The organism is Pseudoxanthomonas sacheonensis, from assembly GCF_031455975.1.
Lineage (GTDB): Bacteria > Pseudomonadota > Gammaproteobacteria > Xanthomonadales > Xanthomonadaceae > Pseudoxanthomonas_A > Pseudoxanthomonas_A sacheonensis_A.
Window position 1 is genome coordinate 171,027 of sequence record NZ_JAVDTT010000003.1, and the last position, 24,111, is coordinate 195,137.

The following is a 24,111-nucleotide window of genomic DNA, read 5'->3' on the forward strand; positions in this document are numbered from 1 at the left end:
TTTCAACGGCTTGGACGGCTTATTCGGCCGAGGCGACCTTGGGCTGCGCGGGCGCGTTCTGGTAGATCAGGTACGGCTCGGATTTATGCTCGATGACCGATTCGTCCACCACCACCTTGCCCACGTTTTCCAGCGATGGCAGGTCGTACATGGTGTCCAGCAGCACCGATTCGACGATGGTGCGCAGACCGCGCGCGCCGGTCTTGCGCTTGAGCGCCTTGCGGGCGATCGCCGACAACGCGTCGGGACGGAACTCCAGCTCCACGCCTTCCATGTCGAACAGCTTCTTGAACTGCTTGGTGATGGCGTTCTTGGGCTCGGTCAGGATCTTGATCAGGGCCGGCTCGTCCAGCTCTTCCAGGGTCGCGACCACCGGCAGGCGGCCGACGAATTCCGGAATCAGACCGAACTTGATCAGGTCTTCCGGCTCCACTTCCGACAGCACCTTGCCCATCTCGGCCTTGCGCTCGGAACTCTTGATCTTGGAACCGAAACCGATGCCGCTGGCTTCGGTCGAGCGTTGCTGGATGATCTTGTCCAGGCCGGCGAACGCGCCGCCGCAAATGAACAGGATGTTCTTGGTGTCGACCTGCAGGAATTCCTGCTGCGGATGCTTGCGCCCGCCCTGCGGCGGCACGCTGGCCACGGTGCCTTCGATCAACTTCAATAGCGCCTGCTGCACGCCTTCGCCGGACACGTCGCGGGTGATGGACGGGTTCTCGCTCTTGCGCGAAATCTTGTCGATCTCGTCGATGTAGACGATGCCCTGTTGCGCCTTTTCGACGTCGTAATCGCACTTCTGCAGCAGTTTCTGGATGATGTTCTCCACGTCCTCGCCCACATAACCGGCTTCGGTCAGGGTGGTGGCGTCGGCAATGGTGAACGGCACATTGAGCAACCGGGCCAGGGTTTCGGCCAGCAGGGTCTTGCCCGAACCGGTGGGACCGGCCAGCAGGATGTTGGACTTGGCCAGTTCGACCTCGTCGTTCTTGCTGCGGCTCTCGATGCGCTTGTAGTGGTTGTACACGGCCACGGCGAGGGTGCGCTTGGCGCGCTGCTGGCCGATCACGTACTGGTCCAGGACCTCCAGGATCTCGCGCGGCTTGGGCAGGCTGCTGCGCGCGGACTGGGCCTTTTCCTCGAGTTCCTCGCGGATGATGTCGTTGCACAGCTCCACGCATTCATCGCAGATGAACACGCTCGGGCCCGCAATCAGCTTGCGGACTTCGTGCTGGCTTTTGCCGCAGAACGAACAGTAAAGGATCTTGTTGCTGTCGCCGGAACGGCTTTGCCGGTCTTCGCTCATGCTTCGGTTGTCCAGTCACCCGACCCGTCGAGCGGGTGTTCGGTTTGAGAATAGCAGTTCCGGCCGCGCGATGGGTGCGCGGGCCGGAAACAGGTTGTAAACGTTATTTCCCGAGGCTCGTCGCTGATCAGCCAACCTGATCAGCCCGCCTGGATCGAGTCTTCCGGGCGGCGTTCCAGGACTTGGTCGACCAGGCCGTACGCCACCGCATCGGCCGCGCTCTTGAAATTGTCGCGCTCGGTATCGCGGGCGATGGTTTCCAGCGACTGCCCGGTGTGCTTGGCCATGATCTCGTTCAGGCGGGCGCGCATCGCGAGGATTTCGCGGGCCTGGATGTCGATATCGGTGGCCTGGCCCTGGGAGCCGCCGGAGGGCTGATGGATCATTACGCGCGAGTTGGGCAGCGCGTATCGCTTGCCCGCGGCGCCCGCCGACAGCAGCAAAGCGCCCATGCTGCAGGCCTGACCGACGCAGATGGTGCTCACATCGGGCTTGATGTACTGCATGGTGTCGTAGATCGCCATGCCGGCGGTGACCACGCCACCGGGCGAGTTGATGTAGAAGCTGATGTCCTTTTCCGGGTTCTCGGCTTCCAGGAACAGCATCTGGGCGACGATGACGTTGGAAACATGGTCGTCTACGCCACCGACCAGGAAGATCACCCGTTCCTTCAGCAGGCGCGAGTAGATGTCGTAGGCCCGCTCGCCACGGCTGGTCTGTTCGACCACCATCGGGACCAGGTTCAGGGCTTGGGGCTGGATGAGGCTCATGTTTGGTTTCAACCTGGTTGAGGGTGGGAACGCCCGGATGAGGACACCCGGGCACTGGCCGCCAGCACTGGGCGTGCTACTTACTGGCGGATGGCTTCCTGGAAAGACAGCGCCTGCTCGGTGTGCTGGGCGCGCTCGGCGATCCAGTCGATCACCTGCTCTTCCATCACACGGTTCTGCAGTCCACTCATCAACTGGGGGTCGTTGCGGTACAACTCAATGACCTGTTCCGGTTCTTCGTAGGTCGAGGCGATCAGGCGCAGCGTCTCGTTCAGGCGCTTGGGATCCAGGCGCAGCTGGTTGCTGCGCGCGACCTCGCCGACCAGCAGGCCGACCAGAACCCGCTTACGCGCGGCATCCTTGAAGCCTTCATGCGCATCGGCCGGGACCTGCACGTTCTGGCCGTTGCGCTGGGCCTGCTCGACCGTCTGCTGGAGCATGGCGCGGGCTTCGCTCTCGACCAGGCGGGGCGGCATTTCCACGTGCGAATAGGCGGCGATCAGCTGCTCACCCACTTCGCGGCGCAGACGCGTCATCAGCGCGCCCTTGAGTTCGCGTTCCAGGTTGGTGCGGATATCGGAGCGGAAACGCTCCAGGTCGCCGCCCTTCACGCCGAAGCTCTTGACGAACTCCTTGTCCACTTCCGGCATCACCGATTCGGAAACCTCGGTGACCTTCAGGTAGACCTGCACCTGGCGGCCGGCCAGCTGCGGCACCCGCCAGTCGGCCGGAAAATTGACCGTGATGTCCTTTTCCTCGCCCTTGGACATGCCCACCAGCGCGTTCTCGATCTCGCTGTACATCACGCCCGAGCCGATCAAGGTGGCTCCCTTCTCGATCCCTTCCGCCGGCAGGCGCTCTTCGCCGGCCTGCGACCAGGTCTCCAGGGCCACACGATCGCCCTGCTGGGCCGCGCGCGGCACCGGCTGGAAGGTGCGGCGCTGCAGGCGAAGGTTCTCGATCATCTGGTCGATGTCGGCTTCGGTGACTTCGGCGGTGTGCCGGGTCACGTTGAGCTTGGACATGTCGACGTCGCCGAAATCGGGTACCACTTCGAAGGTGGCGATCCATTCCAACTCACCGGCGCCGGCCGGCTCCAGGCGCGGATTGCCGGCCAGCTGCAGGGCCTGCTCGCGCACGGCCGAATCGAAGGTTTCGCGCAACAGGCCATTCAGCGCCTCGCTGCGGACCTGCTGGCCGTAGCGCTGTTCGATCACCTTCTGCGGCACCTTGCCGGGGCGGAAGCCCTTGATGCGCGCGGTACGGGCCAGCTCGCGCAGGCGGCCGCCGATATGGGTATCCAGGCGCTCGGCCGGAAGGGTGAAACTCATGCGACGCTCGAGGTTGCCGAGCGATTCGACCGAAACTTGCATATCCACTGACTCCTGGGCCACGGAAACGTCCGCGACGCGATGTTGATGATCTGGTTGGCGGGGAGCGCAGTCGCGGGACTGGCGCGGCACCGGCGCAACGCAATAGTTTCGCCGATTACGGGGCTGGCTGCCACTGGAAACGCCGGATGTGGTTGGTTTGGCGGGACTTTAAGGGGTCAAAACGGCTGTGGCTGCACATTCAGGCTTCGGAACGACATAGGCTCCGATGCGTGCGTGAGCTGGTTGTGGGGTGAAGCAGATGGTTCGCCATGGCTACGCGCTACGGCGCGGTCAATGCCGCTTGCCTCTAGGTTGGTCGAGGCGTGGTGCGAAAGGCGGGACTCGAACCCGCACGGGGGTTACCCGTCAGAACCTAAATCTGGTGCGTCTACCAATTCCGCCACTTTCGCTGATCCACGGGCCATTGTATCCGTGCACCGGGCTGGCCACAAAAAAAGGCGCCCGGCGGGACCCAGCACTTCATGCGAGCCCGCCCCAGCATGGCTTGAAGGCGCGTACTGGCGGGGCTAGAGTGCCGACAAATCCAACGGACGGTGATCTCATGCGCGCAGCAATCTTTTGCTTTTTCCTACTCCTTTCAGCTCCTGCCCTGGCGGACACTTATGCCTTCGGCAGCCGCCTTGTCGTGTCCGGTGACGGCGCCGGCAAAGTGATGGAAGTCGCCGGGAAGCCCGATCGCACCACGAATCTGGAAAATGAGCGGGGCGCCACCTATGGCGAACGGTGGGACTACTACCTCGGCGGCAAGACGGTCTCCATCTACCTGGTCGACGGCATCGTCAAGAAAATCACTGAAACCCGTTGACGCTCGAGCACGGCAGCCAGAGCGTTGCGCCTGGCTGTCGTCCCGATTCTCGATGATAGGCTCGCCGGTGGCGTCCCTTCGCCCGCCGCGAGCATGAACTCCAGCGCTTGGAACCCGCAAGATCTGCTGATTTTCGGGGGAGTTTTCGGGACGCAACAAAAAAGGCACCCTTTCGGATGCCTAAATTGTTGTTTTTATTGGTGGGCTGTGAAGGATTCGAACCTTCGACCTATTGATTAAGAGTCAACTGCTCTACCAACTGAGCTAACAGCCCTGGAACTGTGGATATTGTAACAAGTCGCAGCGGCGTCAGGAACCCGCCGCGACCTTATTCGATATGGGGTGGAAGACGGGATTTGAACCCGCGACCCCCGGAATCACAATCCGGTGCTCTAACCAACTGAGCTACATCCACCATACGAACTACCAGTAAAACCTACCGCAGTGGCGCGCCCGACAGGACTCGAACCTGTAACCGCCGGCTTAGAAGGCCGGTGCTCTATCCGGTTGAGCTACGGGCGCTCGGTCCGGGATTGTCGCATCCAGCCGGTGGACATCCTATCCAAAGATCGGCACCTGAAGTGGTCGGGGTAGAGGGATTCGAACCCCCGACCCTCTGGTCCCAAACCAGATGCGCTACCAGACTGCGCTATACCCCGACTCGGGCCCCGCATCGCCGTGCAGGCCAACAAGGCCGCGTATTGTCGGAAGCTGCGCCCCCGCTGTCAAACCGGAGGGTGGGCAAACTCCCTGATTCCGTAACGATCATGCGCTGCGGTCATGAGATATCCTCCTGCGCTTGGGGACGCAGGTCCGAAACGATGGAGCAGGCAAAGATGATACGCAGCGGCAATCCGGCACTGAAAGAATCCACCTTCCTCGACCTGGGCAGCGGCGCGGTGGTTTCGCGCGACGCCGGCGCGATGACCCTGAACGGCACCGTCAACAAGACCGGCATCCTGCTGTTGCTGGCGGTATTGACCGCGGCCTTCGCCTGGAGCCAATCCGTCGCGGTGGGATCCGATGGCATACCCACGATCGCTCCCGGCGTGGTGGGCTACATGCTGGGCGGCGCGATCGGCGGTTTCGTTCTCGCTCTGATCACGATCTTCAAGAAAACCTGGGCGCCGGTGACCGCGCCGCTGTATGCGCTGGTGGAAGGTTTTTTCCTGGGCTCGATTTCGGCGATGTATGAACTTCGCTTCGACGGCATCGTGTTCCAGGCGGTGCTGCTCACCTTCGGCACGCTGTTCGCGCTGCTGATGGCTTATCGCAGCGGTCTGATCAAGGCGACCGAGAATTTCAAACTGGGTGTGGTCGCCGCAACCGGTGGCATCTTTCTGGTTTACCTGGCCACGATGGTGTTGGGCTTCTTCAACATCAACATCCCGCTGATCCACGAATCGGGCATCGTCGGCATCGGCTTCAGCCTGTTCGTGATCGTGATCGCGGCGCTGAACCTGGTGCTGGATTTCGACTTCATCGAGAACGGCGTGGAACAGGGCGCGCCGAAATACATGGAGTGGTACGGCGCGTTCGGCCTGATGGTCACGCTGGTCTGGCTGTACCTCGAATTCCTGCGCCTGCTGTCCAAGCTCAACTCTCGCTGAGGTTCACTGCTTCGATAAGTAGGAAAGGGGCGCATTGCGCCCCTTTTTTTTATGCATCCGCGGCCAAGGCCGCCTTGCGCCGGTGCGGCCACAACATAAAGGCGATGGTCACTCCGACCAGGAACCAGCAGTAATGCGCTTTGCCCACCAGCGCCAGCGGCGACAGGCCGGCCAGCGATGCGGCGAGCAGGATCTGCGCGCCGTAGGGCAACAGGCTCTGCACGCTGCAGACGAAGATGTCCAGCAGGCTCGCTGCGCGCGCCGGCGGCACCTCGTGGCGTTCTGCGATATCGCGGGCGACACTGCCGCTGATCAGAATGGCCACGGTGTTGTTGGCGGTGAACACGTCGGTGACCGAAGCCAGCGCGGCGATGCTCCATTCGCCCGTCCTGCGGCCGTCGCTGCCGCGCGCGATGCGTGAAATAGCCCTGGCCAGCCACGCCAAGCCGCCGCTGGCCTTGATCAGGGCGCCCAGACCGCCGATGAACAACGCCAGCAAGGTGATCTCCACCACGCTCTCGAAACCGGCGTAGATGTCGGTGGAGAAGGCGGCGATCCCGTAGTCCTCTCCGCTGGCATAGCCGAACAACCCGGCGACGATCAGGCCTACGCTCAGCACCAGCAGCACGTCCAGGCCGATCACCGCCAACACCAGGACCAGCACATACGGCAGCACCAGCCAGGGCGATGCCGATTGTTCGGCCTGGGCCGGCGAAGCGTCTCCGGCGAAGGCCAGTACCAACACGGTCAACACGGCGGCCGGCAACGCTATCTTGAGGTTTTCGCGGAATTTCTCGCGCACGCTGCATCCTTGCGTGCGCGCGGCGGCGATGGCCGTGTCCGAGATCACCGAGAGATTGTCGCCGAAGGTGGCGCCGCCGATGACCGCGCCTATCACCAACGCGCGATCCAGCCCCGCTGCATCGGAGACGCCCAGCGCAATCGGCGCGACCGCGGCGATCGTGCCCATCGAGGTGCCGATCGCCAGGGAGAGGAACCCGGCGATCAGGAACAAACCCGGCAGGATCAGCGCCGGAGGCAGCGCCCCTACCCCCAGCGACACCACCGCATCGACCGCTCCGATCTGCTTGGTGACCATGGCGAAGGCGCCCGCCAGCAGGAAGATCAGGCACATCAGGATGATGTTGGAATCGCCTATCCCGGCCAGCAACGTATCAAGGGCCTTAACGCCACGGCGTCTTGCGATCCACATTCCCAGTGCGAGCGCCGGCAGGATCGCCACCGGCGCATGCAGTTGATAGAACCCCATCGCATCGCCCTGTGCGGTGAAGTAAAGACCAGCGCCGAAGAAGATCAGCAGGAAAACCAGCAGCGGGGTCAGCGCCACGGCGCTGGGACGGACTTCCATGGAATCGCGGGACCTGTATGGGGGAACGCGATTGTGCGTTGCATCGACCGCGCCACAAAGCCCATGTCTGGGACAAGCGCAAACAAAAACGGGACGCTGAGCGTCCCGTTCTGGCCTTGTTCCGTCGAACGCTCCGTCGAATCAGAGGCGGCTGGCGATCGCCTTGGCGAAAGACATCGTGGTGCCCTCGCCGCCCAGATCCGGGGTCAGCGAATCCTTGGCTTCCAGGGTCGTCACGATCGCATTGCGCAAGCGTTCGGCGTTCTGCGGCTGGCCGATGTGGTCGAGCATCTGCGCGGCGCCCAGCAGCAGGGCGCAGGGGTTGGCGATGCCTTTGCCGGCAATGTCGGGCGCGGAGCCATGCACCGCTTCGAAGATCGCCGCCTCGGTGCCGATATTGGCGCCCGGGGCCAGGCCCAGGCCGCCGACCAAGCCCGCGCACAGGTCCGAAATGATGTCGCCGAACAGGTTGGTGGTGACGATGATGTCGAACTGTTCGGGACGCATCACCAGCTGCATGCAGGTGTTGTCCACGATCATCTCGTTGCACTGGATCTCGGGATACAGCGCAGCGACTTCGCGCGCCACTTTCAGGAACAGGCCGGACGTGGATTTCAGGATGTTGGCCTTGTGCACCACCGTGACCTTCTTGCGGCCGGTCTTGCGGGCCAGATCGAAGGCGTAGCGCACGATCCGCTCGGAGCCGGCGCGCGTGACCTTCTGGGTCAAGGTGGCGGTCATGCCGTCCTCGGACGTCATCTGGCCTTCGCCGATGTAGGCGCCTTCGGTGTTTTCGCGCACGGTGATCAGATCCACGCCGGTCGGGAAGCGCGACTTCGTGTTCGGGAACGACTTGGCCGGACGCACGTTGGCGTAAAGGTCGAAACGTTTGCGCAACTCCACGTTGATGGAGCTGAATCCTTCGCCCACCGGCGTGGTAAGCGGACTTTTCAGGGCGATGCGGTTCTTGCGGATCGAGTCCATGGTGGCCTGCGGCAGCAACTCGCCATGCTTTTCCAAGGCGACCAGGCCGGCATCGGCGTTCTCGTAGGCCAAGCCGACCTTCATGCTGTCGAGCACGTACAGGGCAGCGTCCATGATTTCCGGGCCGATGCCATCGCCGCGGATGACGGTGATCGTCTGGGTCATTGCGTTGGGGTTCCGAACAGGGGCGATAGCGCTACAGGTTGCCCAGCGCAGTCGCGGGAAGATAGGGATGCGCTAATTATGCCTGATCGGGCCTGTCGACCCCAAATGGACGATGGTCTTAAGTGGCGTTAGTGGTTTCCTTCTCCCACCGGGAGAAGAGCCTGCCCCGTACTTGATACGGGGTGGCGCGCAGCGACGGATGAGGGAATGGCAATTCCGACCTACGGAAACCACAGCGCGATCTGACCGCCCATTCCCTCATCCGCCCTTCGGGCACCTTCTCCCGGTGGGAGAAGGAAAACCTTTACCCGTGATCGTGGGCCGCAGGCGCCGAAGCGCCCGCTTCCAACTGATCCAGGAAATCCACCGCGCGGCGCAGATGCGGGATGACGATGGAGCCGCCCACCACCAATCCGACCGAGAACGTCTCGAAGAACTCCTCGCGGCTGACCCCGGCCTCCTTGCATTGGGCCACGTGGTAGCTGATGCAGTCGTCGCAACGCAGCACCATCGACGCCACCAGACCTAACAATTCCTTGGTCTTCACGTCCAGCGCGCCAGCCTGATAGGTCTGGGTATCCAGCGCGAAGAAACGGCGCACCACTTGATTGGGTTCGCCCAGGATGCGTTCGTTCATGCGCTGGCGGAACTGGGTGAACTCGGCCAGACGGTCGCCACCCTGATTGTCCTTGTCGCCGCTCATGCCGGCTCTCCCGAATGGCCGGCGAACAGGGGTTCGAGCTTGCCGGCGCGGTGCAGCGCGATCATGTCGTCGTAGCCGCCCACATGGGTTTCGCCCACGAATATCTGCGGCACGCTGGTGCGGTTGGCCTTGGCCACCATCTTCTGGCGCTGCTCGAAATCCAGGTCGATGCGGACCTCGGTCCAGACCTGCCCCTTGCTCTTCAGGAAGTTCTTCGCGGCCACGCAGTACGGGCAAATGGCGGTGGTGTAGAGGGTGATTTCCGGGGTGCCGGCAACAACAGAATCAGTCACGGGAATTCTCGACAACAATCATGGTCGGAAGAATATGGTGGCATGCCGGGGCGTTACCATCCTGCAAACTGGAACGCTGCGGGCTGACACGCTACCGGCTGGCACGCTGCAAGTTAACCGCCTATTCACCCGGCTGCGGACCCCGCAGGTCATCCTGCGTCACGATTTCATTGGCATTCCCAACGGCTTTCCCCTGGAGCAACGCTTGCGCCCTTCCCTGCTCGCCCTCGCTCTTACTCTGGCAATTGCGGCCCCTCTGGTCCGGGCGCAGGATTCCAAACTCCCGGATATCGGTTCCTCGGCCGGCGAACTGCTTACTCCGGCGCGCCAGGCCGAATACGGCGGCATGATGCTGCGCGAACTGCGCAACTACAATTATCTGCTGGAAGACCCGTTATTGAACGAGTGGCTGCAAGACATGGGCGGTCGGCTGGGCGCCGACAGCGACCAACCACGCCAGTCCTTCACTTTCTTCATGCTCAAGGATCGGCAGATCAACGCATTCGCCACCCTTGGCGGATACATCGGCGTCAATGCCGGCCTGATTTTAACCGCCGAGCGCGAAGACGAAGTGGCGGCGGTGATTTCCCACGAGATCGCCCACGTGACCCAACAACATGTCTTGCGTGGGGTGGAACGCGCGCAACGCGACCAGATTCCCATCCTGCTGGGCATGCTGGGGGCCATCGTGGCAGCCCAGGCGGCGGGCGGCAATTCCAGCGGCGACGCCTCGCAGGCGGCCATCGCCAGCGCCATGGGACTGATGGCGCAGCGGCAAATCGACTACACCCGCTCCAATGAAGCCGAAGCCGATCGTGTAGGCATTCGCACCCTGTCGCGTGCGGGCTACGACGTCGGCGCGATGGCGGGTTTCTTCGAACGCATGTCCCAGGCCATGCGCGGCAACCGCGGCGGCGACCGCGAGCGCACCCCCGATTATCTGCAGACCCACCCGGTCACCACCACCCGCATCAGCGAAGCCCGCGAGCGGGCCGAGCAGATCACCCGGGAAACCACCATCCCGGTCACTACCTCTACCCCGGGCGGCACGCAATCGGAACGGATTCCGCGCAACCCGTCCTATGCCGCAACGGGTACTTCGAACCCCCTGTTGCCCAGTTCGTTGCTGATGTCGATGGGGACTCTTTCCAAGGGCGGCAGCGGACAGTTCGACTGGGCCAAGGAACGGCTGCGGGTGCTCAGTGCGGACACCCCGACCCAGGCGATCGGAGAATACGAGCGCATACGCCAGAGCAGCGGCAAAGGCCTCAGCGACGCCCAGAAGTACGGCCTGGCCCTGGCCCGGCTGCGCGCCAACAGTCCGGCCGTCGCCGTCACCGAACTGGAACCGCTGGTGGACAAGTACCCCGGCAACCTGTGGCTGGAGCTGGCGATGGGTCAGGCCGAATCGCGCAGCGGCAAGATCGAAGCGGCCAACCGACGTTTTTCGGCGCTGCTGCGGCAATCCCCGGATAACCGTGCAGTCGCGCTGAGCTACGCCCAGGTTTTGAATGAGCAAGGCAGCCGCGAGTCGGGGCTGCGCGCCCAGGCCGTGCTGCGGCCATTGCAGGGCGGCTCGGCCGACGATCCGGTATTCCAGCAGGACCTGGCCCGTGCCAACGAACTGGCCGGCGACCTTTCCCGCGCCGGCGAAGCCTACGCCGAGGCCGCCTTCCTGAATGGCCGCCCAGAACAAGCTCTGGTCCAGCTACAGAACCTGAAAAAGCGTGAAGACCTGGATTATTACGCCCGTGCGCGCATCGACGCCCGCATCGCCACCATTACCCCGCAGGTCCTGGAACTGAGACGCCAGGGCATCCGCGACCCGGACGTCGACCGGCGCTGAATCCGCTGGCTGACACCGTTTTGTCACACGAGATCGCCCCATTCGTGGCCGGGTCGCCCCGGGCTGTCACCTGTCGGTCATAAAAACGTCGTCTACTTGCACGCCATGGCCCACAGTGCCACGGTAGCCGCAGGCAGGACACGACATGCAAAAGCACATCCTCATCGTCGACGACGAACCCGCCATCCGCGACATGGTCGCTTTCGCCTTGCGCAAAGGCGATTTCGAACCCGTGCATGCCGGCGATGCGCGCGAAGCGCAGACCGCGATCGCCGACCGGGTTCCCGACCTGATCCTGCTGGATTGGATGCTGCCCGGCACCAGCGGCCTGGAACTGGCCCGGCGCTGGCGCAAGGATGCCCTGACCCGCGACGTGCCGATCATCATGCTGACCGCGCGCGGCGAGGAAAACGACCGCGTCGGCGGCCTTGAGGCCGGCGTGGACGATTACGTGGTCAAGCCCTTCTCGGCCCGCGAACTGCTGGCCCGCATCCGTGCGGTGATGCGCCGGTCGCGCGAGGACGATGAGGACGGCAGCATCGCCGTGGGCGGCCTGCGCATCGACGGCGCCGCGCACCGGGTGTTCGCCGGCGAATCGCCGGTGCCGATCGGCCCGACCGAATACCGCCTGCTGCACTTCTTCATGACCCACCCCGAACGCGTCTACAGCCGTACCCAGTTGCTGGACCATGTATGGGGCGGCAGCGTGTACGTGGAGGAACGCACTGTGGACGTGCACATCCGCCGCCTGCGCAAAACGCTGGAGCCGCACGGGGTGGAGAACATGGTGCAGACAGTGCGCGGCTCGGGGTACCGGTTCTCGGCGTCGATTTGATGCGGTCGCTTCGCCGGAGGCCTCGCCGGACTCCCGATTTCCGCCTGTCTGTCACAAGCCTCTGACACAATCCCCTCAATGCCTCAACACATCCGCTCCGCCTGGTTCAAGACGCTCGGCCAACTGGTCGCAGTGCTGGCGGCGGCCGCGCTGGTGGGCTGGTTGCTGGGCTATGTCTGGCCGGTGGTCACGTTCGCGGCATTGGGTGTGGTCGCCTGGCACTACTGGCGGCTGCGCAAGGTGTTGTTGCGGCTGACCGCGCGGCAACGGATGGAACCGGCACACGGCGATGGCGTATGGAACGAACTGGATCGCCTGCTCTACCGCGGCCAGTCGGAAATGCGCACCCGCAAACGCCGATTGCTGGACATGCTGCGCGCCTATCGCGCCGCCGCCGCAGCCCTACCCGACGCGGTGGTGGTGGTGGAACGCAACACCCAGCGCGTGCAGTGGTTCAACAAGGCGGCCACCACCTTGCTGGGCTTGCAACATACCGATATGGGCACGCCCATCGGCGAACGCCTGCAGCCGATGTCGCTTTCGCACTGGCTGGCGGCGGGACGCAATGCGGAGCCGATGCTGGACGCCGCCTCGCCGGTCGATCCCGACCTTCGCCTCAACCTGCGCCTGATCCCCTATTCGGACCAGTACTGGTTGTTGGTGGCGCGCGACGTCAGCAAGATGCTGCGGCTGGAACAGGTGCGTCAGGATTTCGTCGCCAACGTCTCGCACGAACTGCGCACGCCGTTGACCGTTATCCACGGCTATCTGGACATGCTGGACCCGACCGATTTCCCGGAATGGACCCCGATCCTGGCGGAGATGCAGCGGCAGTCGCAACGCATGACCCAGCTGGTGGAAGACCTGCTCACCCTGTCGCGGCTGGAAGCGCAGGACAGTCTGCCTGACGAAAGCGTGGCGATGGCGTCGATGTTGGCCACTCTGAAGCGCGAAGCCGAGGCACTGAGCCATCACCGCCACACCCTGGTCGTGGTGGACGAGGCCGGTTGCGACCTTTGGGGGTCCAATAAGGAACTGCACAGCGCCTTCTCCAACCTGGTCAGCAACGCGGTGCGCTATACCCCGGTCGGAGGCACCATCACCCTGCGCTTCGCGCGCGAAGGCGACGGCGCGGTGCTGAGCGTGCGCGATACCGGCTACGGCATCCCGCAATCGCACCTGCCGCGCATCACCGAACGCTTTTACCGCGTCTCGACCAGCCGTTCGCGCGAAAGCGGCGGCACCGGCCTGGGCCTGTCCATCGTCAAGCACGTGCTGAACCTGCATCAGGCCAGGCTCGAGATAGCGAGCGAAGTCGGCCAAGGCAGCACCTTCTCCATCCATTTCAACGCCGAGCGCGTGCACCCGCGCGATCCCGCCTCGGCCTATCCCTCTTCCCAGAGCCAGACCGCATGACTGCCGCCTTCCCCAGCCTGCCCGCCATCGACGCTCCCACCGAAGGCGATCCGCTGCGCGATCCGGCGCTGTACCTCAATCGCGAGCTGTCGCAGTTGGATTTCAACTTCCGCGTGCTGGCGCAAGCGCTCGATCCGCAAGTGCCGTTGCTGGAACGGCTGCGCTTTCTGTGCATCTCCTGCACCAATCTGGACGAATTCTTCGAGATCCGTGCGGCGACCGTGCGCCATGCGCTGGATTTCGGCCTGCCTGCCGCGGCCGACGGCATGAGCCCGGCGACCATCCTCAACAAGATCCACGACCGCGCCGCCAAGCTGGTCGATGCGCAGTACAAATGCTGGAACGAGGTGATCCGTCCTTCGCTCAACGAAGCCGGCGTCCGCGTATTGGGACGCGATTCTTGGAACGCCCGGCAGACGCGCTGGCTGCGCGCCTATTTCCGCGACGAAATCATGCCGGTACTGTCGCCGCTGGGCCTGGATCCGTCGCATCCGTTCCCGAAGATCCTCAACAAGTCGCTGAACATCGTGGTGGTGCTGAAAGGCAAGGATGCGTTCGGACGCGCCGGCCACCTGGCCATCGTGCGCGCGCCTCGTTCGCTGCCGCGCATCATCCATCTGCCGCAACGCGTGTCGGGCGGCGAGCACGATTTCGTGCTGCTTTCCTCGGTGCTGTCGGCGTTCGCCGACGAGATGTTCCCGGGCATGGAAGTCAAAGGCGCCTATCAGTTCCGAGTGACCCGCAATTCCGAATTGGTGGTGGACGAAGCCGAAGTCGAGAATCTGGCGCTGGCCTTGCGCGATGAACTGGTCGGACGCGGCTACAACCCGGCTGTGCGCCTGGAAATCGCCAAGGATTGCCCCAAGCCGATCATGCGCACGCTGCTGCAGAATTTCGATCTGCCGGAAAACGCGGTCTATCTGATCGACGGACCGGTCAATCTCAATCGCGTCACCCAGGTCTACGACCTGGTGGCCAGGCCGGAGCTGAAATACCCCAGCTTCAACCCGCGCACGCTGCGCGGCCAGGATTCGATGTTCGAGATCGTCGACGACGGCGATGTGCTGATGCACCACCCCTTCGACGCGTTCACGCCGGTGCTGGAACTGATACGCCAGGCGGCCACCGATCCGCAGGTGCTGGCGATCAAGCAGACCCTGTACCGCACCGGCAAGGATTCGGCGATCGTCGACGCGCTGGTCCTGGCCGCGCGCAACGGCAAAGACGTCACCGTGGTGGTGGAGTTGCGCGCGCGCTTCGACGAGGACGCCAACCTGGGCGTGGCCGACCGCCTGCAGGAAGCCGGCGTGCAAGTGGTCTACGGCGTGGTCGGCTTCAAGACTCACGGCAAGATGCTGCTGATCGTGCGCCGCGAGGGCCGCAAGCTGCGCCGCTACGTGCACCTGGGCACCGGCAACTACCACAGCGGAACCGCGCGCGCGTACACCGATCTGGGACTGATCACCGCCGATCCCGACATCGGCAACGACGTGCACCTGCTGTTCCAGCAACTGTCCGGACTCGCGCCCTCCACCAAGCTCAAGCGTCTGCTGCAGTCGCCCTTCACCCTGCACCCGGGCCTGATCAAGAAGATCGAGCGCGAAGCCAAGCTTGCGCGGGCCGGAAAAACCGGACGCATCATCGTCAAGATCAACGCCATCAACGAGCCGCGCATCATCCGCGCGCTGTACGCCGCTTCGCAGGCCGGGGTCAGCATCGACCTGATCGTGCGTGGCGCCTGCGCGCTGCGACCGGGAGTGCCGGGAATTTCGGAAAACATCCGCGTGCGTTCCATCGTCGGCCGTTTCCTGGAGCACAGCCGCATCTACTGGTTCGGCAACGACGGCGAGCCCGAGCTGTATTGCGCCAGCGCCGACTGGCTGGAACGCAACCTGCTGCATCGCGTGGAAACCTGCTTTCCGATCCTGGATGAAGACCTGGCCGAACGCGTGTTCAAGGAAGCGCTGCAGAACTACCTGGACGACAACACCAATGCCTGGGTGCTGGATGCCGACGGCGAATACCGCAAACTGTCGCCTGCCGAAGGCGAGGCGCCGTATTCGGCGCAGGCGACCTTGCTATCGAAAGTCTGATGGCGGGGGATCGCGGGCGATAAGTTAATATTCACGCATGCCTTTCCCCGCCTCCGCCGTCTCCCCACCTCTCCACGACGGCGACCAGCTCGCCGCGGTCGACATCGGCTCCAACAGCTTCCACATGGTGGTGGCGCGCTATACGCTGGGCCAGCTTCGCGTCGTGGACCGCCTGCGCGAGACCGTGCGCATGGCCGATGGACTGGATGGCAAGGGCGGCATTTCCTCCGCTGCGCGCCAGCGCGGCCTGGAATGCCTGGCGCGCTTCGGCCAGCGGATCCGCGATATCCCCTCGTTGCGCGTGCGCGCGCTGGCCACCAACACGGTGCGTCAGCTGTCTTCGCCCCAGAGTTTCCTGGTGCCTGCAGAAACCGCGCTGGGCCATGCGATAGAAGTGGTTTCCGGTCGCGAGGAAGCGCGCCTGATCTATCTGGGCGTCGCCCATGCGCAACCGCCGAAATCGGGCCAATTGCGGTTGGTCATCGATATCGGCGGCGGCTCCACCGAATTCATCATAGGCCGCGGTTTCGACCAGATCGAACGCGAAAGCCTGCAAGTAGGCTGCATCGCCAGCACCCGGCGGTTCTTTCCGGGCGGAAAGATCTCCAAAAAGCGCTGGAAGGACGCACTGACCGAGATCGGCGCCGAGTTCCAGCAGTTCGCAGGCCTGTATCGCGCATTGGGGTGGCAGGAGGCATTGGGCTCCTCAGGTACGCACAAAGCCATCGGCGAGATCTGCGCGGCGATGAAGCTGACCAAGGGCGCGATCACCGCCGAAGCGCTGCCGCAGCTGCGTGATCGCCTGCTGCAGGCCGACCACATAGACAATATCCAACTTCCGGGTCTGTCCAACGACCGCAGGCCGATCATCGCCGGCGGGGTGCTGGTGCTGGAAGCCGCCTTCGAAGCGCTGGGCATACAGCGTTTGATGGTCAGCAAGGCAGCTATGCGCGAAGGAATCCTCTACGACATGCTCGGCCGCGGCAGCGACAACGATCCACGCGACGCCTCGGTGGCTTCGCTGACCCAGCGCTACGGCATCGACGAAGTCCAGGCGGCGCGGGTGGAAAGCACGGCGATGCGCCTGTTCGAGCAAGTCGCGGAAAGCTGGGCGCTCGACGACGACGACGCGAGACAGCTGGGCTGGGCCGCGCGCCTGCACGAGATCGGCCTGGCGGTGGCGCACAGCCAATACCACGTGCATGGCGCCTACCTGATCGAGAACTCGGATATCGCCGGTTTTTCGCGGCAGGAACAGCAGGTGCTGGCCGCGCTGGTGCGCACTCATCGACGCGGCGTCCCGAAAGCGGCATTCGACGCGCTCCCCGACCGTCTGTTGCTCAGCGCGCGGCGCAAGGCCGCCTTGCTGCGCCTGTCGGTGTTGCTGCACCGGGCGCACGACGCGCAACCCATACCGAAACTCGAGGCCATCGGCAATGGAGATTCGCTGCAACTGGTGATTTCGAAGAAGTGGATAGAAGCCCGCCCCCTGCTGCGCGCCGATCTGGTCAGCGAGCCGGAGGACATGGCGGGGCTGGGCGTGGCGTTCCGTCCTTTCGTGGACTGACGCCGTGCAGACCTGCCGCATTCCGCACTCGGATCTCAAGGTTTCCCGCATCGCCTACGGCTGCATGCACCTGAGCCGCGCCTGGGACGACGAACCGGTCACCGCCAGCGAAATATCGGCGACGTTCAAGATAGTGGAAGCCGCTTTGGAACAAGGCATCACTCTCTTCGACCATGCCGATATCTATGCGCGCGGCAAATCGGAACTGTTGTTCGGCGAAGTCTTGCGCCAGCGGCCGGATCTCCGCGGACGCATCGTCCTGCAGTCCAAGTGCGGCATCCGCGTCGCGGACGATCCGCATCCCGGCGTTCCGGCGCGCTACGACTTCAGTCGAGAACACCTCCTGCGTTCGGTCGAAGGCATATTGCGACGCCTGGGCACGGAATATCTGGATATCCTGTTGCTGCATCGCCCCGATCCGCTCGCCGAACCGGCGGAAGTGGCCAGCGCATTCGAGGAGCTGCAGCGCAGCGGCAAGGTGCGCCATTTCGGCGTCAGCAACCACAGCGCCTCGCAGATATCGCTGCTGCGGAAGTACGTGGACCGGCCGCTGGTGATCAACCAGATCGAGTTGAGCCTGGCGCACCACTATCCGATTTCGGAAACCATCCTGAGCAACCAGTCCGGCGTGCCCTATGCCGGCGCCACCGGCACGCTGGATTACTGCCGCGAACACGACATCCTGGTGCAGGCATGGTCGCCGCTGGCGGGCGGGCGGCTTGCCGGGCCTGCCGCAGCGCTGGCGGCGCAGCTGGCGCAGGCCAAAGGCGTCACCACCGAAGCCGTTCTGCTCGCCTGGCTGTTGAAGCACCCCGCGCCGGTCCAGCCGATCGTCGGCACCACCCGTCCGGATCGTCTGGCCGATAGTTGCCGAGCCGACACGATCGGCCTTACTCGCGAAGAATGGTATTCGCTGCTGGCCGCAGTGCGCGGCCACTCTGTTCCTTGAGAGCGACTACACCCCGTTCGTGGTGAGCCTGCCGAACCGCACTTTTTGAGCCATAGCAAGAACCGCACGGCCCTGTAGCGCCCTGCCAAGAGCAGGGTTCGACAGGCTCACCATGAATGGATTTTTCGCAAGTCATCGCTCCGTAATCCGTTTGCAACATCCACTTCATGCGAGACCCCCAGCATGCGCAAAACGTGGAGTCACGCATGCGCTATGCCATCGTCACCGAAACGTACCCGCCCGAGATCAACGGTGTCGCCCTCACCGTGCAGGGTCTGGAGCTGGGCTTGCGCGCGCGCGGCCATGAAGTACTGCTGGTGCGGCCGCGACAGCAAGACGAGATTCGCGCCGGTTCCGATACCTTGCTGGTGCGCGGCGCCGGTTTGCCGCGCTACCCCGGACTGAAGTTCGGCTTTCCCGCTACGAAAAGCCTGTTGGAGCTCTGGACCGCTTGTCCGCCGGATGCGATCTATGTGGCCACGGAGGGCCCCCTGGGCTGGTCGGCGTTGCGGGCCGCACGGAAACTCGGCATTCCCGCCGCGACGGGTTTCCACACGCGATTCGATCAATACATGCGCGACTACGGCATGCCATTCCTGGAAAGCACCGCCTTGCGCTGGATGCGACGCTTCCACAACGGAGGCGATGCCACCCTGGTGCCGACCCGCGAACTGGCGGAGTTTCTGCAATCGCAGAATTTCAGGCAGGTGGTCCGGTTGGCACGTGCGGTGGACGCGGACCAGTTCAGCCCGGACCGGCGCGACGCCGCGCTGCGCCGCGCCTGGGGCCTAGATGAATCCGGCTTGGCGGTGATCTATCTCGGAAGGATCGCACCGGAAAAGAACCTGGATCTTGCGGTTCGTGCATTCCGCGAACTGCAGCGCGACCGGCCCGACGCCCGCTTCGTGTGGGTGGGCGATGGACCGGCGCGCGCGAAACTCGCGCAGGACCATCCGGACTTCATCTTCTGCGGCCTTCAGCGCGGCGCCGAGGTGGCGCGCCATTTCGCCAGCGCCGATCTGTTCCTGTTCCCAAGCCACAGCGAGACTTTCGGCAACACCACGCTCGAAGCGATGGCCAGCGGCATTCCCACGGTGACATTCGATTACGGCGCGGCCCGCGAACATCTGCGCCACGAAATCGATGGAATGGCCGTGGACAACGATGCGGACTTCATCGCCGCGGCGACCAAACTGGCCACCGACGACGCCTTGCGCCGTGCCATGGGCGAACGTGCGCGGCTCTCGATGCAGCGCCTGCATCCGGAACAGGTGGCGTCCGACTTCGACACCCTGCTCGCCGGTCTGGCGGACACGAGGAGGCGACATGCGTCCGCAGCCGTTGCGTAAACCCATCCAGTTGCATGATATGGGCTGGTGCCTGCGCGCCAATCGCTGGGGTCAAGGAAACGGCATCCGCCGCTTCTTCGCCCTGATCAGCCGTCTGGGAGACGGCGTGTTCTGGTATCTGTTGATGGCCGCGCTGATCGCCTTCGACGGAATGGCGGGACTGGCCGCTTCCGCGCACTTGGCCGTGACCGGCGTGATCGCGCTGGCCCTATACAAATTGCTGAAGCGGTGGACCCGGCGTCCGCGGCCTTTCGCTTCGGATGTGCGCATCCGCGCCTGGGTGGCGCCGCTGGACGAATTCAGTTTTCCGTCCGGCCACACCTTGCATGCAGTAGCCTTCAGCATCGTGGCGATCGCGCACTACCCGGCGCTGGCTTTCCTGCTGATTCCTTTCACCGTGTGCGTGGCGGTTTCGCGCGTGGTTCTGGGCCTGCACTATCCCAGCGACGTGCTGGCGGCGTTCGGAATAGGGTCCGCGCTGGCTGCGATTTCATTGTGGGCGGTTCCGGGCGTGGGCAGCTTAGTAGGAGCCGAGTAAGCCCTACGCGGGCCTGGACAGGGTCGCGCGCACGATGACAGGCGCCAGTTGCCCGTTCCAGTCACGGTCATTGGCGACCTGCGCGCGAGCACGGCTGGCTTGCAGCGCTTCGAAATCCAATTCCGCCATCCCCCACACCTGATCCGCCTGCGTCTGCACCACGATGCCGTCGGCGGGCAGGCCGACATCCATCGGCGCATAGATCGCGGCCTCGCCGGTATTGGTGTCCAAGGCGGGACTCCAAGCAGCCTCGCCCGTGGTCACCGACTGGGCGACGAACATGCGATTCTCCAACGCCCGCGCCAAGCAGCCTATGCGCACGCGGGTAGCGCCGGCTTCGGTATCGGTGCAACTGGGCACCAGCAACAGGCGCGCGCCGCTTTCGTATTGCGCGCGTACCGGCAGCGGAAATTCGGCGTCGTAGCAGACCGAGATGCCCGCACGCACGCCTTGCGTCTCGAAGACCTTCAAGGCATCGCCGGCTTCGATCACTCCCGTGGATTTCTCGAAACCGGTCAGTTGCAGTTTGTCCTGCCATCCATGCGCGCCATCCGGCGCGAACCAGTCGCTGCGGTTGCGGTAGCGGTCTTGTCCGTGCACCAGCAGGAAACTGCCGGCGACCAAATGCAGGCGATGCTCGCGCGCTAGTCGCGAGTACAACTCGAGCCACTGCGGCCGGTATTGCTGGATCGCCGAGAGCGAGGCGATCAGGTCAGCGCTGATCGCGGCGTCGAAGGTGGCGGCCAGTTCCAGCGACAGATACTCGGGTAACACCGCGATCGTCGCCCCGGCCTGCGCCGCCTCCGCGACCAGCTGTGCCTGCTTGTCCGCAAATTCGATGAAATCGCGCGGTGCGCCGATCGGGTATTTGGCGACAGCGACTTTCATGCGTTTTGCTCCAGGTCACGCAACCAGAAAGTGAGCGGATGGATCACCTCGCCGCGGCCCGCTTCTTGCCATGGCAGGTGCATGGTCATGCCAGCACGACGCTGATAGCCGCGCTTGTGCCAGAACGCATCGTTGGGTCGGTACTCCTGCGGACGACGCGGATCGTCGTTCTCCCGATCCACCGAACAGAACGCGGCCCACCGGAACCGCCCCAGCGCGCGCGCATGCGCCTCTCGTCGATCGAAGAAGGCGTGGCCTATGCCGCGTCCGCGGTACTCGGGAAGCAGCACGGACTCGCCGAAATAGAAAACTGATTCGACCGGCATTCCGCGCTCAACGAAAGGCTTGTGGAACTCAGGCGTATCGTCGGACAGCGGCAGTCCGGTCGAGGCTCCTATCACCTTGCCATCGTCGGAGGCGAGCACGAACAGGCTGTCCTTCGATCGCGCGTAGGCCGCCAGGTATTCGCGTTCGTACTCGAAACTTCCTTCGTACAGATACGGCCACGCACGGAACACGCCGATGCGCAGGCGCGCGACGTCGTCCAGTCTGGCCGAGATCTCTGGGCCACGGAAAAGGCCGATGGTGTGCGGAGAGTCCATTCCCGGACTCTACCGCACACCACCGGCCGGGGCGAGAATCGAATGGCGAATCGAGACTCTGCGCTCCAAGGTCTCCAAAGCTTTCGCCGATGAGATCCGTTCGTGGTGAGCCTGTCGAACCACGCTCTAGGCGGAAAAGTGATGGCGTGTGCACGCAGACAAGGACTGATTAATGCTAGGACTCGCCAGCACGTTTCCAGACCAGCCCCCATGAGCCAGGTTTTCGGGTCAACTTAGCCTCGCGACGTGTGGAACAAGTTGAAGCGACGGAAGAAAAATCGCCTTGTCGTCGCGGGTGCTCAGAGTAAGCAACGACACTTGCCCCGCGGGAAAACACAAGCACATTGATCCCTTCGTTCCCAGCAATCGTCGTGTTTGCCTCGGCGTCCCATGGAAAGCCTAGCACTTGCTCGATTTCCTTATTGCCGCTGTATGGTCCAAGGATGCAAACACGATCCCAGTCCTCCGGTCCGACGTGAGCAAGGTCGATCGTACCAGCCTGATTGAATTGGTCCGAAATCTGCGAACTGATGCTGTCGCTTTCCGAGCATCCGATGAGTAGCAGAAGCAGCAATGGGACGAGGAGGGTTCTCATAGGAATAATCCTGTGTTTCGCATTATCGCCAAAAGCGTGGTTCGACAGGCTCACCACGAACGGGTTGATGGGTGATGTCGAGGCTTATTCTTCGTTCCGCTAATCACACCAGACATAGGCAGCCACGCACTCAAAGGGAATCACCACTACCAACGCCTTTCCATCCGTCTTGGTCGTGAAATAGGCCCAGACCGACGCAGCACGTGGTTCGGTGCAGGATTGGCACACCATTGCCAGCCAGCTCCCAGGAATATGCGCTACGCGCCACTCTCGATACACAAAGGGATCGCATCGGCGACCGAGACCTTCCCTGGCCTGTGTCGCCTCCCTGAGATAAGCCAGCGGATCGCTCGCCATCTCATTGATCATTTCAACGGAGAGCCGAAACAACACGGCGCCGGTCGATTTCCGCCGCAGCGGAAACAGCATCGCCGTCAGTTCGTTCTGCCCTGCATCTTCCAGGAGCACACCGGAGGTCTTGATGACCTCCGGCAGTACCCGGGCGGCCCGACGATGCAAAGTCTGCACGTTGACCATGGCCGGCTCAGCGCAACGAGGAGCCGAGTTCGTACCAGTCGACCTTGCGGGTGATCCACATGATCGCGGCCAGAATGCCGAACAGCAGCAACGAGCCCATCAGCAGCGCGTTGTCTTCGGAGATCAGCAGGCTGTAGAGAACGCCATAGAGCGCGGTGAGCATCACTGCGAATCCTCCCGCCCGCACCCAACTCTTCAACACTCCGGACAAGTAGACGAACTGCAGTCCGATACACGCCACTGCGGAGATCAGATAAGCCTTCACGAAATCGATATGCTCGGACAGGCTGAGCAGCAGCAGGAAGAAGATCGCCAGCGCCAGGCCCACCAGCAGGTACTGCAAGGGATGGATCGGCAGACGCTTGATCAGTTCGAACAGCGCGAAGCCCACGAAGGTCAGCACCACGAACAGGATGCCGTATTTGCTGGCGCGATCTGCTTGCGTATAAACGTCGACCGGGTCCACCAGGCTCACTTCCACGCTGTCGATCGCGCTGTCGCCGGTGCCGGGAAACTGTGCCGGGGCGCCATCGATGGCGCCGCTGCGCTGGGTCAGCAAACCGTCGCCCTTGGCCAGTTGCGACTGGGCCGCACTGGCGAGCGACGAGATTTCCCACTCCGCGCTGAAGCCATCCGCCTGGATGCGGCGTTGATTGGGCAGGAAGCGGCCCGCGAACGAGGGATGCGGCCAGGTGGAGCCCAGCGTGATCTGATTGCTGTCCGCTATCGGCGCGACACCCAGCGACTGCGTTCCGTTCAAACGGAAATTCGCAGCCACTTGGCTGGCGGGTAACAGATCGCCGACGATCTCCGGCAGATTCGCATGCATGCCGTGCAGGCGTTCGGACATGGCCTGCGTGCCGGATTCCAACGCCACCGACGCGCCATCGACCTTGAAGTCGGGCGTGCCGACCAGGCCACGCACATCGCCCAGACCGAGCACGAGATAGGGTCGGCCATAGCTGCGCCCCGGCACTACGGTCAGCGTCAGCGGATCGAAGGCGGCCTTCAATCCCGCCTGCCATTCGAACACGCGTACGTTGTAGAGCCCAATGCGGCGCACGTCCGGTTTGAGTCCGCCCTGCACCTGCATGGTTTTAGGCGTCTGGAAGACATAACCTTCGACGACTTCGGTGCGGGTAACCGGCTTGCCGTCGGCGCCCATTTCATTCACCACGCGAGGCTCCCTCCACGGAATCACCCGTAGTGGGCCGACCAGCTGTTGCGGTCCAGCCATGCTTTGCGACACGCGCTGGACCGCCTGTGCGCGATAGGCCTGGCGATCGTGGATGGCGCCGCGGATCATCATCAGCGGAATCAGCAACAGCAGCACCAGGCCGCCGACGGTAATAAAACGCAATAACAACTTCAGTGACTTCATGGTTTTTGCCCCGGGTTGAACACGGGGCTAGCCTGAAGTGCCTTGGTGTGAAAGGTTTGAGGCGAATTTGAAGTCTGTGTGAAGTCCCACAAACGCGGACGTTGTTCTTCTTCGCC

General features: G+C 63.4%; 22 protein-coding genes and 5 tRNA genes. 10 read left to right on the top strand and 17 right to left on the bottom strand.

Annotated elements, in window-relative coordinates; translation table 11 throughout:
• Positions 1-19 precede the first annotated feature (19 nt).
• The 4 genes from clpX to J2W94_RS12920 form a co-directional block, all read right to left on the bottom strand.
• Complete coding sequence (gene clpX, locus J2W94_RS12905; protein ID WP_310094071.1) at positions 20-1,306, bottom strand: ATP-dependent Clp protease ATP-binding subunit ClpX; 1,287 nt, start codon at positions 1,304-1,306, stop codon at positions 20-22.
• Between the two features lie 140 nt (positions 1,307-1,446).
• A complete protein-coding gene (clpP, locus tag J2W94_RS12910; RefSeq protein ID WP_093279689.1) occupies positions 1,447-2,076 on the bottom strand; it encodes an ATP-dependent Clp endopeptidase proteolytic subunit ClpP in 630 nt (209 codons plus the stop codon).
• 80 nt (positions 2,077-2,156) lie between these two features.
• Positions 2,157-3,449, bottom strand: a complete 1,293-nt coding sequence (tig, locus tag J2W94_RS12915; RefSeq protein WP_310094077.1) for a trigger factor — start codon at positions 3,447-3,449, stop codon at positions 2,157-2,159.
• Positions 3,450-3,773: 324 nt separating this feature from the next.
• Positions 3,774-3,859: transfer RNA gene (locus J2W94_RS12920), tRNA-Leu, on the bottom strand.
• 152 nt (positions 3,860-4,011) lie between these two features.
• On the opposite strand from J2W94_RS12920, the gene J2W94_RS12925 reads away from it, so the two are divergent.
• Positions 4,012-4,275 (top strand): DUF2845 domain-containing protein, encoded by a 264-nt coding sequence (locus J2W94_RS12925; protein WP_310094080.1) that lies wholly within the window; start codon positions 4,012-4,014, stop codon positions 4,273-4,275.
• Positions 4,276-4,473: 198 nt separating this feature from the next.
• On the opposite strand, the gene J2W94_RS12930 is transcribed toward J2W94_RS12925, so the two are convergent.
• The 4 genes from J2W94_RS12930 to J2W94_RS12945 form a co-directional block, all read right to left on the bottom strand.
• A tRNA-Lys gene (locus tag J2W94_RS12930) sits at positions 4,474-4,549 on the bottom strand.
• A 64-nt stretch (positions 4,550-4,613) separates the two neighbouring features.
• Positions 4,614-4,690: transfer RNA gene (locus J2W94_RS12935), tRNA-His, on the bottom strand.
• Positions 4,691-4,720: 30 nt separating this feature from the next.
• Positions 4,721-4,797, bottom strand: a tRNA-Arg gene (locus J2W94_RS12940).
• 60 nt (positions 4,798-4,857) lie between these two features.
• Positions 4,858-4,934: transfer RNA gene (locus tag J2W94_RS12945), tRNA-Pro, on the bottom strand.
• Between the two features lie 177 nt (positions 4,935-5,111).
• Here J2W94_RS12945 and J2W94_RS12950 point away from each other — a divergent pair.
• Positions 5,112-5,885: a Bax inhibitor-1/YccA family protein gene (locus J2W94_RS12950; protein WP_310094083.1), complete on the top strand. Its 774-nt coding sequence runs from the start codon at positions 5,112-5,114 to the stop codon at positions 5,883-5,885.
• Positions 5,886-5,934: 49 nt separating this feature from the next.
• On the opposite strand, the gene J2W94_RS12955 is transcribed toward J2W94_RS12950, so the two are convergent.
• The 4 genes from J2W94_RS12955 to grxC form a co-directional block, all read right to left on the bottom strand.
• Positions 5,935-7,254, bottom strand: a complete 1,320-nt coding sequence (locus J2W94_RS12955) for a Na+/H+ antiporter NhaC family protein (RefSeq protein WP_310094084.1) — start codon at positions 7,252-7,254, stop codon at positions 5,935-5,937.
• A 141-nt stretch (positions 7,255-7,395) separates the two neighbouring features.
• Positions 7,396-8,403, bottom strand: a complete 1,008-nt coding sequence (locus tag J2W94_RS12960) for an isocitrate dehydrogenase (RefSeq protein WP_310094087.1) — start codon at positions 8,401-8,403, stop codon at positions 7,396-7,398.
• Between the two features lie 304 nt (positions 8,404-8,707).
• Complete coding sequence (locus J2W94_RS12965; RefSeq protein WP_310094090.1) at positions 8,708-9,106, bottom strand: carboxymuconolactone decarboxylase family protein; 399 nt, start codon at positions 9,104-9,106, stop codon at positions 8,708-8,710.
• Positions 9,103-9,405, bottom strand: coding sequence for a glutaredoxin 3 (gene grxC, locus J2W94_RS12970; RefSeq protein ID WP_430540618.1), 303 nt, complete (start codon positions 9,403-9,405; stop codon positions 9,103-9,105). Before grxC ends, J2W94_RS12965 begins: the two co-directional genes overlap by 4 nt.
• 199 nt (positions 9,406-9,604) lie before the next feature.
• Between grxC and J2W94_RS12975 the strand changes: the two genes are divergently transcribed.
• The 8 genes from J2W94_RS12975 (at position 9,605) to J2W94_RS13010 (ending at position 19,992) form a co-directional block, all read left to right on the top strand.
• The gene (locus J2W94_RS12975) at positions 9,605-11,245 is read left to right on the top strand and encodes a M48 family metalloprotease (protein ID WP_310094094.1); all 1,641 of its coding nucleotides are present in this window, start codon (positions 9,605-9,607) and stop codon (positions 11,243-11,245) included.
• Between the two features lie 145 nt (positions 11,246-11,390).
• Positions 11,391-12,080, top strand: coding sequence for a phosphate regulon transcriptional regulator PhoB (phoB, locus tag J2W94_RS12980; RefSeq protein WP_310094097.1), 690 nt, complete (start codon positions 11,391-11,393; stop codon positions 12,078-12,080).
• Between the two features lie 78 nt (positions 12,081-12,158).
• Positions 12,159-13,496 (top strand): phosphate regulon sensor histidine kinase PhoR, encoded by a 1,338-nt coding sequence (gene phoR / locus J2W94_RS12985; RefSeq protein ID WP_310094099.1) that lies wholly within the window; start codon positions 12,159-12,161, stop codon positions 13,494-13,496.
• Complete coding sequence (ppk1, locus tag J2W94_RS12990; protein ID WP_310094101.1) at positions 13,493-15,589, top strand: polyphosphate kinase 1; 2,097 nt, start codon at positions 13,493-13,495, stop codon at positions 15,587-15,589. The genes phoR and ppk1 overlap by 4 nt, the downstream gene beginning before the upstream one ends.
• A gap of 37 nt (positions 15,590-15,626) precedes the next feature.
• The gene (gene ppx, locus J2W94_RS12995) at positions 15,627-17,156 is read left to right on the top strand and encodes an exopolyphosphatase (RefSeq protein ID WP_310094103.1); all 1,530 of its coding nucleotides are present in this window, start codon (positions 15,627-15,629) and stop codon (positions 17,154-17,156) included.
• Positions 17,157-17,160: 4 nt separating this feature from the next.
• Positions 17,161-18,105, top strand: a complete 945-nt coding sequence (locus tag J2W94_RS13000; protein WP_310094105.1) for an aldo/keto reductase — start codon at positions 17,161-17,163, stop codon at positions 18,103-18,105.
• A gap of 206 nt (positions 18,106-18,311) precedes the next feature.
• Positions 18,312-19,454 carry a glycosyltransferase family 4 protein gene (locus J2W94_RS13005; protein WP_310094107.1) on the top strand — a complete coding sequence of 381 codons (1,143 nt, stop codon included), beginning with the start codon at positions 18,312-18,314 and terminating at the stop codon, positions 19,452-19,454.
• A complete protein-coding gene (locus J2W94_RS13010) occupies positions 19,432-19,992 on the top strand; it encodes a phosphatase PAP2 family protein (protein WP_310094109.1) in 561 nt (186 codons plus the stop codon). Before J2W94_RS13005 ends, J2W94_RS13010 begins: the two co-directional genes overlap by 23 nt.
• Before the next feature lie 3 nt (positions 19,993-19,995).
• Here J2W94_RS13010 and J2W94_RS13015 read toward each other — a convergent pair whose 3' ends face one another.
• The 5 genes from J2W94_RS13015 to creD form a co-directional block, all read right to left on the bottom strand.
• Positions 19,996-20,880, bottom strand: coding sequence for a carbon-nitrogen hydrolase family protein (locus J2W94_RS13015; RefSeq protein WP_310094111.1), 885 nt, complete (start codon positions 20,878-20,880; stop codon positions 19,996-19,998).
• A complete protein-coding gene (locus tag J2W94_RS13020; RefSeq protein ID WP_310094113.1) occupies positions 20,877-21,482 on the bottom strand; it encodes a GNAT family N-acetyltransferase in 606 nt (201 codons plus the stop codon). The genes J2W94_RS13015 and J2W94_RS13020 overlap by 4 nt, the downstream gene beginning before the upstream one ends.
• Positions 21,483-21,657: 175 nt before the next feature.
• A complete protein-coding gene (locus tag J2W94_RS13025) occupies positions 21,658-22,077 on the bottom strand; it encodes a hypothetical protein (protein WP_310094115.1) in 420 nt (139 codons plus the stop codon).
• Between the two features lie 99 nt (positions 22,078-22,176).
• Positions 22,177-22,614 (bottom strand): hypothetical protein, encoded by a 438-nt coding sequence (locus J2W94_RS13030; RefSeq protein ID WP_310094117.1) that lies wholly within the window; start codon positions 22,612-22,614, stop codon positions 22,177-22,179.
• 7 nt (positions 22,615-22,621) lie between these two features.
• Positions 22,622-23,995, bottom strand: coding sequence for a cell envelope integrity protein CreD (creD, locus tag J2W94_RS13035; RefSeq protein WP_310094118.1), 1,374 nt, complete (start codon positions 23,993-23,995; stop codon positions 22,622-22,624).
• Positions 23,996-24,111 lie beyond the last annotated feature (116 nt).